This window comes from Amycolatopsis sp. CA-128772 (assembly GCF_002904295.1).
In the GTDB taxonomy this organism is placed as follows: domain Bacteria; phylum Actinomycetota; class Actinomycetes; order Mycobacteriales; family Pseudonocardiaceae; genus Amycolatopsis.
The window spans coordinates 1-13,421 of sequence record NZ_PPHG01000114.1 but is presented as its reverse complement, the minus strand read 5'-3'; the positions used below and the strand labels follow the sequence as shown (position 1 = coordinate 13,421).

Here is a 13,421-nt window from a genome sequence, read left to right as displayed (position 1 = left end):
GCTAAGGGATGTCTCGTAACCCCGGCATCGGGGCGGGTGAGTCGTTGTGGTAATTGATCATGTCGTGGTGCAGGTGATCACAGCGTCGCGGCCGGAGTGGATTGCCCCGTTCACCGGGCTGGAACCCGGTCAGTTCCGCAAGCTGGTGCGGCTGGTCGTCAAGCGGGGCGGAGACGAGATCGCGGACGGCCGCCCGGGCCGGCAGTGGGCGTTGCCGCTGGCCGACCGGGTGCTGCTGGTGGCGACCTATTGGCGGACGAACCTGACGATGCGCCAGATTGGGCCGTTGTTCGGGGTGTCGCATTCCGCCGCGCACCGGGTGATCGACACGATCGGTCCGCTGCTGGCGCTGGCGCCGGTCCGTAAACGCCGGGTGGATGCGGTCGCGATCGTGGACGGCACCTTGGTCCCCACGCGGGATCACCGGCTGGCGACCCCGTCGAAGAACTACCGCTATTCGGCAAATGTGCAGGTCGCGATCGACGCCGAGACCCGGCTGGTGATCGCCACCGGCGACCCGCGACCGGGCAGCCGCAACGACTGCACCGTGTACCGCGACTCGGGTATCGCGGAGGCACTCGCCGGTCGGCCGGTCATGGCCGATGGTGGTTATCAAGGTAATCCCGAGGTGGTCATGCCGTATCGCAAACCCCGTGACGGCAGTGAATTGCCGGACTGGAAGGAAGACCTCAACGCGACCCACCGCAAGGTCCGGGCTCGCGTCGAGCATGTGCTGGCCCGGATGAAGAACTTCAAGATCCTCCGCGACTACCGTCGCGCGGCGAGCACGCTCGCCGACACGGTCTCCGGCATCGCGAACCTGCACAACATCCTCCTCACCGACTGACCGCAACACCAGCCCCACCAAACCACAACACGAGTTACGGGACATCCCTTAGGTCTCGCCGCGTTTGCGCTGGCATGGACAAGGTCTAATAGTCCCTATAATCGTCAGCTCGTGCGGATCGCTGTGCGGACAAATATTCTGACGAATGTATTCTTGACGTTTTTCCCTTTGTCAGTCCTCGTTACCTGGTTCATTGTTGCGTACAACGGTGACCTACCTGCCGACGAGTCACGTGAAAACGCGCAGGCGACGGGTGCGGCGCTTCCCGCGCTTAGCTCACTCCGGGGACGCGAGGACTAAGTGATCAGCTCGGAATGAGTTTGCGCAGGCAGATGATCGAGCAAGCCAGGCTCAGAACGGCTTGATGCACGTCAGCTCGCCGCTCGGTGCGGACGCGCAGTCGTCGGAAACTTTTGAGTCAGGCGAAGGTGCGTTCGACCGGCTATCGGACTGTGCCCAGGCGGGAGCCGTGTTCGACGCCGCGGCGGGCGATGACGGGCGTGATGCCGCGGGCGCTGACCGGGCGCCGATACTGGTCGTGGCCGTGAGGTAGGCGGAGCTTTCGACGCCGGCACCCCAGGACACCACGTCGAGCGGGCAGCTCCCGCGCTGGTTTTCGAGTGAGAACAGTCCTGGCTCGGTCATCGCGACCCTCGCCTGTGGCGCACGCCGTGACGAGCAGGTGTGGACGCCGCCGGACCCGGCTGCCCGGGTTCGCACCTTGCGTGGCCCGGCGGCGACACCAGCCGCGGTATCTCCTGCGTCGTCGGCAGGTGCGGTAGCGGGCACCGGAGGATGCCGGTGTCGTAGGCGATGGCGACGGCGTGCGCGCGGTTGCGGGCCTTCAGCTTGGCGAGGATGTTCTTTACGTGGGTACGGATGGTCTCGTGTGACCGGAACTGCTTGAGCGCGATCTGGATGTTGCTCAGGCCGCGAGCGACGTCGTCGAGGACTTCCCGTTCGGTAGCGGTCAGTGTGGCTGGCTGGGACATGCTCGGATCTCCGATGGCAGGTGGCGAGGCGAGGGGGCTGACCGGGCAGCGCGGCGCGTGCGCTGGCCCGGCCAGCCCCGAACCGGGGCCGGCTCGCCCGGGGAAGGCGTGCCGCTCGGGGATTGCCGGTTCATTCAGGTGGCCTCGCGCGGGGTGATGTGCGGACGACCGCGGTCACCCAGGTCCCGCCGTGGCGCCGGTCAAGGCCCCATGCCTGCGGCCGGACGTCGATGTGTCGAGGTGTGGCCTTGACCGGTGTCGCGGGACCTGGTCGCGTGATCGAGGCCGCACGACACCGCGAGGTCACGCGTGGCCGGGAGCCACGGCATCGGGTGCGGGCTCGCGATCGGCGGTCCATGCGATGAGAGCGTCGGTGGCGGCGTGGACGGAGTCGTAGCGGGGCTGTTCGTCGTCGGGAAGGTCGGGAAGTAGCACGGATCCGGTGAGGGTGCGGGGTTCGTAGCGGTCGAGCACGCCGGCGGTGACGTGACGGACGGTCCCGACGGCGCGGCCGTCGACACGCACCTGCTAGAGGTGATCGAACCGGTAAGCCGCGCGGGTCGGTGCGGTGCGCGGGTGGTGCTCGGGGTAGCGGTAAGCGGCCCACCAGTTGGTGACGGAGCAGTCGATGACGTGGTCGCCGGCGTTGACGATCGCGGTGACCGTGTCGCGGGCCAGCGCCGGGCCGACGAGGTCGGCCAGCATCGTGAACGCCTCCCGCGCCGCATCGATCGCGGCCAGCGTCGGTGCGCCCTGTTCCCGCAGCTCTGTCGCGTTCAGGTGCCCGAGTTCGATGTTGCGGTCGGAGTAGGCGCGCTCGTTGGTGAACCCGCGGATCCAGCGAGGGGCGAGCGCGTCCAGGCAGGCGATGCAGTCGTGGCAGGGGTAGATGCTCGGGCGCGAGACGGCAATGAGATTCCGTGGCCGGGGTTCGTGCAGCCGTCGGTGCCGCAGGTCAGCGGCGGGATGGTGCTGGTGCTCGTGGCAGGAGCCCTTTCGTGAGCTGGAACAGCGAGCGAGGGCGGGGACCGGAGCGCGCTCAGACGGCGGCGAGGACCTTGTGCAGGGTCGCGGCGGCGGTGCGGTCGTGCTTGCCCAGTTCACCGGTCATCACCCGGGTCATGTTCCGTTCGGCCCGGGTGGCGCCGCGAATGACCGCTTCATGGGTGAGGTGGGTGTTGACGGCCTGCATCACACCCCACCCGGTGTTCTTCCACGGGCTGACCCGGCTGTCGCTGGTCCACAGCCGGGTCAGCGCCGAGCGCTTGTTGACGGCGTTGGTGCGGCCCCGGCCCGGCTGCTCGGGGATTGGCGTGTGGGCGTCGAGGAATGCTTTCCAGGCTCGGTCGGTGACGGTGGTCTGACACAGTTTCTTGACTTCGGCGACGAAGTCGCCGGCGACGGTGTGCACGATCTGCAGGGCTTCGCGGGCGTTGAGGAGTTGCAGGTTGCTGTTGCGCTTGTGGACGACGGCGACTTCGTGGCCGTCTTCGCGCAGGCCGATGTTCATCGTGTTGTCGCAGACGACGTTGGTGACGACGCGCTTGTAGCGGGTCTTGAGGCTGGCGTCGTGGCTGGAGCAGGCGAGCAGGTTGGGCCGGAACTCCACACCTTCGGGGGTGGTGATGTTGTCGGGGACTTCGACGCTGACCCAGGCTTGCTTGCGTTCGCGCAGCAGGCCGGCGGAGCCGATGGTGAGGCCGTCGTCGAGCAGGGCGGCGACGTTGTCCAGCAGCCAGGTGCCGTACTGGTGGATGCCGTATTCGTCGGTGTGGATGGCGAGAAGGTCGCCGGTGTCGGAGGTGGTGACCCCGAGGTGATGCTCGGCGAGGCGGAGCCCGAACCGGTCTTCGACAAACACCCGGGCTGGCTCGGCGCTCCAGCCGAACAGGCGCCGTTTGACCTCGGTGAGGGGGATCGGGCCGGGGTAGTGATTCGGCTCGGTGCCTTGGTCGTCGGCGCGGTAGTGCCAGGCGTGGCCGCGTTTGTCGGTGAATCCGATGAGGACGTTGGTGTTGAGCCACGTGCTGGTTTCCTTCGACACGGTCAGGGTCCTCTCTTCGTGGACGGTGCTTGCCCGCTGCTCGGGGGCGGCGGGCTCGCGGGTGGACGGCCACGGCTCACCAGGCCGAGCGCCGGCGGTGCACACGGCCCGGAACCGCGGAGTGAGCCGGTGTTGTGGACTGGTGGCTGTGCACCGCCGGCGCGGGCCTGGTTTCCTCGGTCCGGTCACACCGCGACGGCCGAACGCCCGGCACTTCGGAACCGCCGATCCGCCGGGGGATCGAGGGACAGGCCGAGACGTCACCCGGCCCGATCTCCCGCCTTCGCAGGGGATCTCACCTGGAGACGGCGTCGACGGTCTTCGGGTCGTTCGCCGAGTCCGAGCAGGCGCAGGACGTGTTCGATGTCCAGCTCGGTGAGGGCCGATGCGACCGCGGGTCCGGTGTGCAGGTCGCGCAGCGGCAGCGGGTGGGTCTGGCCGTGGCGGCGGTGCTTGAGGATTGCCACGTTCCCGTGTTTGGCGCGGAAGTCCTGTTCGAGCTGGGCGTACCAGGCGAATCGATCGGGAAAGACGTCCCGGGTGCGCCGCCAGTGGGCCTGGCCCGCGCGCACACAGAGGCCCCCACAATTGTTGTGGCTGAACCCGAAGCGATACAGCCGCGGTGGCTCCAGCCCGGCGTTGCGGCACCAGGCCAGCAGGTCGTCCTTGGTGAGGTCGGGTTGCTGCATGAGCGGGTATTCGACGCGCCACGGTCGCCACCCGGCCGTGACCGCCGGTGCTCGGCGCTGCTCGCCGGGTTCGAGCCCGACGTAGAGGACGGTGTCGGCTGGGTCGGTGTGCTCGGTCAGCCACCGCCGGCACGGTTTTTGCTTCAGCACCTGCGAGCACGGCGCGATTCGGGAATTGCCGAGATAGCTGCGCTGGGTGAACAGCTCGAACGGTGTCCGGCCGTCGCAGACCCGGGTGATCGGAATCCCGAGCCGGTGTGAGGCGTCGGCGTTGAAGCGGTAGAGGTCGCTGTCCTCGATCAGGACGTCGGCGAAGAGCAGCGTGATCGGGTCTCGGGGGTGGTCGCGGCGGACAAGTTCGGTGGCGGCCCAGGAACCGATGCCTCCGGACCATTGAATCACGTGATGCACGAGGTGGCCTCCGTGACAGGCGGGCCGCAGGGTCCCGGAGCGCGTGAGGACGCCCGGGACGCTGCGCCCGAACTGGTTTGCTGGGGACGTGGGGCTACCAGCGCTTCGCGCTGACCCAGGGCATGGCGCCGACCTGGCCGGCGGTCTGGTCCAGCTGTTGCTCGATGACCTCGGCGGCGGCGTGCTGCTGGAACAGCAGTCCGACGGTGGCGGCGCCCGGGGCTCCGTGGGCGTGGGCGAGGGCGCAGGCGGTGAGGTGGCGGTCGCCGCGGCGGAGGGCGCTGGCCGCGATCAGGGTGGCCAGCCGGGCACGGGCCGCAGGGTCTCGGCTGCCGCGGTAGAGGGCCATCCACAGCTGCTCGACCCGCTGCGGGTCGTGCTCGTTCGGCGGCAGGAGCATCGGCCCGTAGACGGCGTTGTCGGCCAACGCGGTCGTGACGGCGAAGGCGGCGTCGTCGATGAGTTCGCCGCGGCCGGCCTGGGCGGTGGCGTGTGCGACGATCCGGTTGGCCTCGTTCCCGCGCCGCACCAGCAGCGGCACGATCCGGTGGGCGAACCGGCCGAGGTTGGCTGGCAGGGTCTCGCCGGCGTCGGTGAAGGGCAGGCCCCAGGTCGGTGTCGGGGCGTCACCGCCGAGCTGGATGGGTGCGGCGAAGTCGATGTCGGTGCGTGGGGCGATGACGGTGCCGAGGTGGGTGGGGCGGCGGTAGTCGCGCCAGGGGGCGCCGGGGCGGGTGTGCGGGGCCCAGTAGCGGCCGAGGATCGTGTGTCCGGCGGGGCGCAGGTCAGTCTCGAGCGCGGCGATCGCGGCCTGCAACGGCGGCCAGTTCCGGGGACGTTCGTCGCTAATCACGACGACGACCAGGTCGCAGCTGCGGTTGGTCGGCAGGGCGTTGCGGACGTGGTCGGCCAGCTCTCGGGTGGTCATGCCGCGAACCCGGGTGGCGGGGAAGCTCACGCCGGGCGGCGAGGTCAGCCGCCCCGCAGATGCGCTGGCGGGGGTTCGGGGCAGCGCGATGACGTGGAGGGTGTCGGCGCGGGTGTCGGGCAGGGATCCGATCAGTTCACCGGGGGTCAGGTACTGGGTCACGTGTCGGCGCTCCTGTTATCGGCCTTCCCAGGCGTGGGCCGGGGGAGGCGGTGGCGGCCCACGGGGGTGTGAGCCGTCACCGGCTTGAGCGCGCGCCCGCCGGCGGCCATGACGCTGCCGGAGGTCACCGGGTGAGCGCGAGGTGCGGGCCGCCGCCGGAGCGTGCGCTAGTGTCGGCTGGCCTCATCTGCAGGGACGGCCGTCTCCGGTTCGGTGTCGACGTCGTCGCCTTCATTGATGACGGCGATGACGTCGTCGACGGAGGTGACCAGGCGGGCGGTGCCGTCCTGGATCAGCTGGTGACACCCAGCGGATGTTGTCGATGACACGGGGCCCGGCAGGGCGAGGACGGGCCGGCCGAGCTTGCCGGCCAGGCGCGCGGTGTGGCGAGCGCCGCTGCGCTGGCCGGCCTCGACCACGAGGGTGGCGGTGGTGAGAGCGGCGTTCTCTCGGGGTATAGAAGGTGTGGTGTGTCGTTGCACTGGCCTGTATCTGGGTGGGTGCTGCGATGGTTCTCTGGGGGTGTAGCTCTGTGGCTTCTTGTTGTTGATCAAGAAGGAGCAGAGATACAACGTGCGAACATTCAAGGTGCAGTTGCCGTCGGGCGGTCGGTACTGGACGGTGCTGGACAGTGAGCTGGACGTGGTGCCGGCGGCCGATCGGTATCTGCGCGAGCTGCGGTTCGGCCGAGATCGAGCCGAGTCGACGGTGAAGTCCTACGCCGGCGGCGTGGTGTTGTTCCTGCGGTGGTGCCTACGCACCGGCCGGGACTGGACGACCGCGGCCACCGAGATGGGCCTGTTCATGACCTGGCTGAAATACACCCCGGCCGAGGACCAGGATGTCGTGTGTGGGCCGGGAGCGACGCCGGTGCGTGGGCCGAAGCGGATCAACAGGGTGCTGGTGGCGACGCGAGGGTTCCTGACATTCGCCGTCGCTCAGGGAGAGGCCCCGCAGTGGGTGCTCGGCGTGCTCTACGAGCTGGCCGATGACCGGGACCTGCCCGAGGTCGCACGGGGCGAGGACGCCCGGCTGGCTCACCGGCTGCGCGCCCGGCATCAGCTTCACGAGCCGGAGACTGCGGTGGACCGGGCCAGCGACGAGGAGGTCGTCGCACTGTTTATAGCGTGTCGCTCGGCTCGCGACCGGCTGATCGTGCTGCTGCTGGCCAGGGCAGGTCTGCGCCGGGGCGAGGTCACCGGACTGCGGCGCAGTGACCTGCACCTGCTCCCGGACAGCAGGTCCCTGGGCTGTGAGGTCCAGGGCGCTCACCTACATATCGTGCGGCGGGAGAACAGCAACGGCGCCTGGGCGAAGTCCCGTTACACGCGCTGGGTGCCGGTGGATTTCCTGGTCGTGCGATCGATCGATCAGTATCTGCTCGAACGGCAGGACTGCCCAGCCGCGGCAGAGAGTGACTTTCTGCTGGTCAACCTGTTCCAGCAGCCGTTGGGCAGTCCGGTGACGCCGGATGCGCTCAATGAGCTGTTCGAGATCCTCTGCGCTCGAGCCGGAATCACACGCAGTATCACGCCGCACAAGTGCCGCCACGCGTTCGCCAGTAATCTCGCGGACTCCGGCGCGGCGCTGGACGAAATCCAGAAGCTGTTAGGCCACGTCAGCCCATCCTCGTCCCAGATCTACTTACATCCGTCGAAGGACCGGCTACGCGCCGCAGTCGAGCGCGTCCCCACCCCGCGGACACTGATCGAGGGCGTCCGATGACGGCGACCCTGGCCCTTGCCGCGCCGGGCGCGGACCAGCCGGACGACATCACCGCCGGCCTCTGGGCGGCCACCACCACGGAGTTCCTGGACCTGCTGAGCTGGTCTAGCGACCGGCAGACGGTGACGTTCCCGCAGGCACATCCGCTGCTGGGCTGGAACGAGTGCGCGGTGCTCGGCTGTGATCAGCGGTCGAGCCGGGTCGACGGCTTCTGCTCAGCCTGCAACATCCGTTGGAAGCAGCACGGCCGTCCACCGCTCGAGCGGTTCACCGCGGTCGCTCGCGTCCGAACCCGGCACAACACGATCGAGCTCTGCGCAGTTCCCGAGTGCCAGCGCCCCTGGTCGACCCGCGGTTACGCGCTCTGCAGCACTCACCGCTACCAGCGGGTTTACGTGCTCGACCTGCCGCTGGAGCAGTTCGTCGTTCACCCGGACGTGGTCGGGCTGCCTTCGTTCGGGCCGTGCGACGTCGTTGCCTGCACCCGCGACCGGGTCGGCAAGGGCAACTACTGCCACACCCACTCATTGCGCTGGCGCACCTTCCGACGCCGCAAGGACCTGGCCGAGATCGACGAGCAGCACTGGCGCCGCACCCAGCCGGCCGCGGCGATCGGATGCGAGGTCAGCCTGCGCGGGCTGCCGCCCCGCGTCGTCGCCGAGGTCCTCTACGGCCTGCAGCAACGCACGGCGGAGGGAGTGAAGTCCGAGCACAGCGAGTTCCGGCCGCTCTGCGACCACATCCGCAGCAAGGAACTCAGCTCGGTGGACGAGGTCGATCCTGCTGACCTCTCGCCCGGTTCCCGCGCACTGGGCAACGCGTTCGTGGTCGCGAGCCGACGGCTGCGCCTGAACCCCGAGACCGAACGGCACAAGGACGTCTGGGATGCGACCGTGTTCGGCGCCCGGGGCACCCTACGCTTCACCGGCATCTCCCAGCCCTGGCTGCGGGAAGCCGCGAAAGCCTGGGCGCACGAAGATCTGCCACGCCGACGCGGCGGAGGCGCAGCGAACACCTGCCAGAACAGGATCAACTGCCTCGCTTTGCTGTCTGACAGCCTGCGCCTGCAGCGGGAGGACCGCGGTGAGATTCCCGCCGCGCTGGCACGGGTGGACATCACCAACTTCCTCAACCGGCTGGCCCACCTGCAGGCCGAGGACGACATCAGCGCCTACCAGCGGCTCAACGCCATCCGGAACCTCCGCAAGATGATCGGCGAGATGCGCGCATTGAGCCTGACCAGGCCCGGACGCCCGCTACACGGCCTGCCCGACGACTTCACCATCACCGCCGAGGACATTCCCGACGAGCCCGAGGACTCCGAAGCCGGCAAAGACCTTCCCGTCGAGGTCATGCGGCACCTGTGTTCGCACCTGCAGCGGCTGGAAACCGCGAGCTGCCCGGAGATCCGCATCGCGGTCGAGCTGCTGATCGACACCGGCCGCCGCCCGGACGAGATCTGCCAGCTCAAGCTGGAATGCCTCGAACGCGACGGCGACGGGAAACCGGTCCTGATCTACGACAACATCAAGGCCAACCGGAAGGACCGGCGGCTGCCGATCCCCGGAGCCACCGCGGCGGTCATCGAGAAGCAGCAGCAACGCGTCCGCGACCGCTTTCCTGACGAACCAGCCGGCAAGCTCAAACTTCTGCCCGCTCCGACGAGGAACCCCCACGGCACGAAGTGCATCACCGACAGCTGGGTCTCGGGCCGCCACCGCGAGTGGGTCACCGCGTTCCCCGAGGTCGAGGTCCCGGCCGCGGTCGAGATCGACGGCAAGGTGGTGACGAAGATGCTGCCCTTCGACAAGAAGCGGATCATTCTCTACGCCTACCGGCACACCTACGCGCAACGGCACGCTGACGCCGGAGTCGCCGTCGACGTCCTGCGCGAGTTGATGGATCACCGGGTGCTCGAAACGACGCAGTCGTATTACCGCGTCGGCGAGGAACGCCGGCGGGAGGCCGTCGAGCGGGTCACGACCATGCAGTTCGACCGGCACGGCAACCGCATCTGGCGTGAGGCGAAAGCCCTGCTCGACTCCGAACACGCCCGCCGCGCGGTCGGCGAGGTCGCCGTCCCCTACGGCGCCTGCAGCGAGCCCAGCAACGTCGCCGCCGGCGGACACGACTGCCCGATCCGGTTCCGCTGCGTCGGCTGCGGTCACTTCAGCACCGACGTGTCCTACCTGCCTGACATGCAGACCTACCTCGGCGACCTGCTCCGCAACCGCGAGCGGCTGCTGGCCACCGTCGACGCGGACGAGTGGGCCAAGGCCGAAGCGATGCCCTCGGACGAGGAGATCAAGCGGGTCCGTCGGCTGATCAGCCGAGTCAAGGCCGACCTCGATGACCTCACCGCCGAGGAACGAGCCCAGATCGAGGAGTCCGTTGCCGTCGTCCGCAAGACCCGCAACCGGGTCGTCGGCCTCGGGATCCCGCGCATCCGCCAGCCGCTGCCCGACGTCCGCCAAGAAAGGACAGCATGACCAACCCGATGATCGAGGGGCGGCGCGCGGACTCGGCTCGCCGTCGGCAACGCGTGATCAAGGCGATCAACGCGGCCAGCACCGGCGGCGGCGAGATCAGCGTGTCGGCGATCGCGCGCGCCGCCGGCGTTGACCGGACCTTCCCTTACCGGCATCCGGATCTGCTGGCACTGATACACACCGCCCAAACAGACCCGCCCGCCGGGCGCGGCGGGCCGATGGTCAGTCGGGCATCATTGCAGGCCGACCTCGCCAACGCCCAGGAACGACTGTCTCGGCAGGCTGCCCACGTCAGACAGCTGGAACGCAAGCTCTCCGAGGTCCTCGGGGAGCAGGCTTGGCGCGAATCCGGACTCGGAGATCCCGCGGACATCGACCAGCTCCAACATCGGATCACGCAGTTGGAGCAACAGGTCGTCACCCTGCGAGACCAGGCCGAGGAACGCGATCAAGAACTCGAGGCTGCGCGGACCGCCAACCGGGAGCTCATCGCCAACCTCAACAAACGAGGCTGATCGCAGGCACGATCGCCCTTGCGGGTCGAACCGCGAGGGCGATCGTCCCGCACGTCACGATTGCCTTCAGGCAACGAGCTTATCTACTCTAATTGACCTGAATGACCAACTTCAGAACCAATCGCGAAGGCCAACTAAGCGTCGACAATCGCGCCACTATTGAAGCCCGGCCAAAACTATGCACACGCAGGAGTAACTTCAGTCAACTCGACCGTCGAAGTGACGCAGACGCTATCCGACAAGGCGGTGTTAGTCCACCGCAAGTCGTTCCACTGCGTTGCATCACGTTCCAATCTGTTCCATCTTGTTTCCCGTGTTGCCGAGAACTTGTCCCCGGCTCGCCCTGCCGCCATATAGTCATGGAGCGAGCCCGGACCTAGGGGACAACCTCAACGGGCAGACAGGCAAAGAAAGCTCACCGGCAGACAGGCAAGGGAAGAAGCACCAAGTGGAGACCTAGCTGACTGACTTGATAACCAGATCGATGGCAGAGGAGGGTTCGACATGCTGACAATCGCACACAAGTGCCGCCACCTGGCGCTCCTACTGCTGGACACGGTGCACCCCTCTCCTCTCCTGCTGTCACTCAGGCCAGCAGATTACCTGCACCGCCCGCTCAGGCCAACGACTCGGCGAACAGAAACCGCCTCGACGGACACGCCGCCAGGCATGCTGCTCGGCGGGCCACCAGGAGGCGTTTGCGCAGCTAGAGGCCATCCGGACACGCCACGCTCACGACGCGGCACCGTCCCGCCGGCACGCCAATGGCGCACTGGCTGGCTCAATACGCACCACATGCACGACGGCATCGGGCGACGCTCCCAGTCGCGCCCAGCCCCTCTCTCCGTCAGGGCGCGAGCCTGCAGCATTTTCGCTGTTCAGAAGCCTGTCCGCTGCCCCTAGGATCTCCTGAGCCTTCCTCAGCCCGCCGGATCCCTTGATCTAAGCCTCCGCGCGAGTAGTGTTAAGCATGCGCTCACGCGCGCTGCCCGCAGTCCCGCCAAGCTGCGCGCTTCAACCTCATAGTCTCCCGAGCTCGTCTCTCTGTTGGTCCAGGTGGCGGCATCGGGATTAAGAAGGCCCTCCGACTGCAATCGGGGGGCCTTCGCCATGTCTCCTCTACGTCTTCGCATACAAATGATGCATTACCTCGAGCATGATCGCTCACTTCGACACGCTTCAACAGGCCACACTCAGGCCGCGCTTAGGTTCCTCTAAGCTTTGCGCTTAAGCAAGATCAATTGTCGCTCTTCTGTCAACTTTGCAGACAGCCGTGAGTTACTCTCCAACCATTTGCGTTTGCAACTGAAATCGATTACCTATGACACCACCCGCGCGGACGGCCACGGTTCCGTCTCGACTGCACCGAGGGCGTTACAGGTCGACGCGGAGTATTTGACGGCGACCCCATCGTGCTGGAATGATGCCCTTGAGATCTCCCGCCTTGCAGGGCACTTGATCTCGCCCCCGAAAGGATCATGGGGGCTTCTTCACCCATCTGGCGAACCGACCGCCACCTGGACCACCGAGAAACGAGCAGGAGGGAGGTTCTCATGCTCACCAGATTTCTTTCTGCTTCGCTGGTTTTGATGTTCGTCCTCGCGTTCATCTGGGAAGGGTTGTCCTTCGGCTTCGGCCTGGAGGTCACCCTGGCCGCCGGTTTCACCGCCGGTCTCCTGGCCGCCGAAGTCGTCCGCCGGATCATCGGCGGCGACAAGGGCGGCGGTCCGTCGATCGACGACGGCCCGCAGCACCCGGTCCTGAGCTGAACCAAACGGTGATCGGGGTGGCGCCCTCCGGGCGCCCCCCGGTCCCGCCTCTTCACCGAGGAGCGACATCATGTTTACCAAGCAGCCCGCCTTGCACGAGTCCATCATGGACGAGCTCATCAGCTTCGCGACCGATCTGCGGTGGGTCCGTCGCCTCGCGGGCGACCCCTCCTACCGCGAACTCACGCGCACGATCCCGTGGTCGCCCGCGTCGATCACCCGGAACCTGAGCGGAACCAAGCTTCCCACGTGGAAGTTCGTCGAGCAGTTCCTCCAGGCCTGCGAAGTGGACGACGACGACATCGAGGCAGACTGGAAGCCCCGGTGGGTCACGATCGCAGGCATGATCACCCCGATCGACAGCAAGACGGCGCCGAATCACGCCGCAACTGCGGCGCGGCAGATCGCCGGGCCCGTTCCCGCCGGGGCCGCCTGCGAGATCTGCGGAGCCTGGGTCGTCGACCACGCGAAGCACGACGACTGGCACGAAAGCCTCCTGGCTGAGCGGAAGCCGACGCGGTCTTTCGTTCGACGCCTCGCAGGCTAGACACCACACTGAAGATCAACAGGGCCCCTGCCGGCGCGACCAGGCAGGGGCCCTGTCTTACGTTCCCGGCGGGCTGACCGTCGCCGCCGCCGTCTCCACCTCTCGTCCGCTGCGCTGAAGATCCAGACGGCAGGTCGCCTTGCGCAACACGTGTTGCACTCGGTAGTTTTGCCGCCCAAGGTCTTTGAGCTGCGAAAACTCCCGCTGCACCGCGACGCACTGCCGAAGATCCCCGAGAGAAGCGGCGATGAGCCGGTTGCGGACGAGGAACCGGTGCCGGGCCGGCGGAGTCCCGGGCGGGTA

At 67.6% G+C, this 13,421-nt stretch carries 14 protein-coding genes; 6 read left to right on the top strand and 8 right to left on the bottom strand.

The features are described 5' to 3' along the window. The first annotated feature begins 67 nt into the window (after positions 1–67). On the top strand, positions 68–847 hold the full coding sequence (locus C2L59_RS46455; protein ID WP_103355946.1) for a transposase family protein: 780 nt from the start codon (positions 68–70) through the stop codon (positions 845–847). A 641-nt stretch (positions 848–1,488) separates the two neighbouring features. Here C2L59_RS46455 and C2L59_RS46445 read toward each other — a convergent pair. The 7 genes from C2L59_RS46445 to C2L59_RS50015 all read right to left on the bottom strand — a co-directional run bounded on the left by C2L59_RS46445 (position 1,489) and on the right by C2L59_RS50015 (position 6,555). Next, on the bottom strand, positions 1,489–1,839 hold the full coding sequence (locus C2L59_RS46445) for a response regulator transcription factor (protein ID WP_103355968.1): 351 nt from the start codon (positions 1,837–1,839) through the stop codon (positions 1,489–1,491). A 303-nt stretch (positions 1,840–2,142) separates the two neighbouring features. Then, positions 2,143–2,364: a hypothetical protein gene (locus C2L59_RS46440; protein WP_103355967.1), complete on the bottom strand. Its 222-nt coding sequence runs from the start codon at positions 2,362–2,364 to the stop codon at positions 2,143–2,145. A gap of 3 nt (positions 2,365–2,367) precedes the next feature. Next, complete coding sequence (locus tag C2L59_RS47700; protein WP_158263172.1) at positions 2,368–2,544, bottom strand: hypothetical protein; 177 nt, start codon at positions 2,542–2,544, stop codon at positions 2,368–2,370. 334 nt (positions 2,545–2,878) lie between these two features. Next, the gene (locus C2L59_RS46435; RefSeq protein ID WP_103355966.1) at positions 2,879–3,883 is read right to left on the bottom strand and encodes a DUF932 domain-containing protein; all 1,005 of its coding nucleotides are present in this window, start codon (positions 3,881–3,883) and stop codon (positions 2,879–2,881) included. A gap of 260 nt (positions 3,884–4,143) precedes the next feature. Beyond that, entirely contained in the window at positions 4,144–4,983 is an 840-nt protein-coding gene (locus C2L59_RS46430; RefSeq protein ID WP_199199814.1) for a hypothetical protein, read from the bottom strand. A gap of 94 nt (positions 4,984–5,077) precedes the next feature. Continuing rightward, on the bottom strand, positions 5,078–6,073 hold the full coding sequence (locus tag C2L59_RS46425; protein ID WP_103355965.1) for a DUF4192 family protein: 996 nt from the start codon (positions 6,071–6,073) through the stop codon (positions 5,078–5,080). 167 nt (positions 6,074–6,240) lie between these two features. Then, positions 6,241–6,555 (bottom strand): DNA-processing protein DprA, encoded by a 315-nt coding sequence (locus C2L59_RS50015; protein WP_370444848.1) that lies wholly within the window; start codon positions 6,553–6,555, stop codon positions 6,241–6,243. Positions 6,556–6,619: 64 nt separating this feature from the next. Between C2L59_RS50015 and C2L59_RS46415 the strand changes: the two genes are divergently transcribed. The 5 genes from C2L59_RS46415 (at position 6,620) to C2L59_RS46395 (ending at position 13,118) form a co-directional block, all read left to right on the top strand. After that, positions 6,620–7,798, top strand: coding sequence for a site-specific integrase (locus tag C2L59_RS46415; RefSeq protein ID WP_233223440.1), 1,179 nt, complete (start codon positions 6,620–6,622; stop codon positions 7,796–7,798). Beyond that, positions 7,795–10,287, top strand: coding sequence for a site-specific integrase (locus C2L59_RS48415; RefSeq protein ID WP_199199038.1), 2,493 nt, complete (start codon positions 7,795–7,797; stop codon positions 10,285–10,287). The genes C2L59_RS46415 and C2L59_RS48415 overlap by 4 nt, the downstream gene beginning before the upstream one ends. After that, on the top strand, positions 10,284–10,802 hold the full coding sequence (locus tag C2L59_RS46405) for a DUF6262 family protein (RefSeq protein ID WP_103349652.1): 519 nt from the start codon (positions 10,284–10,286) through the stop codon (positions 10,800–10,802). The genes C2L59_RS48415 and C2L59_RS46405 overlap by 4 nt, the downstream gene beginning before the upstream one ends. A 1,553-nt stretch (positions 10,803–12,355) precedes the next feature. After that, entirely contained in the window at positions 12,356–12,571 is a 216-nt protein-coding gene (locus C2L59_RS46400) for a hypothetical protein (RefSeq protein ID WP_146060324.1), read from the top strand. Positions 12,572–12,641: 70 nt separating this feature from the next. Then, on the top strand, positions 12,642–13,118 hold the full coding sequence (locus C2L59_RS46395; RefSeq protein ID WP_103349654.1) for a helix-turn-helix domain-containing protein: 477 nt from the start codon (positions 12,642–12,644) through the stop codon (positions 13,116–13,118). 57 nt (positions 13,119–13,175) lie between these two features. On the opposite strand, the gene C2L59_RS49725 is transcribed toward C2L59_RS46395, so the two are convergent. Beyond that, a partial coding sequence (locus C2L59_RS49725; protein WP_233223836.1) for a DNA-protecting protein DprA occupies positions 13,176–13,421 on the bottom strand: 246 nt, incomplete at its 5' end.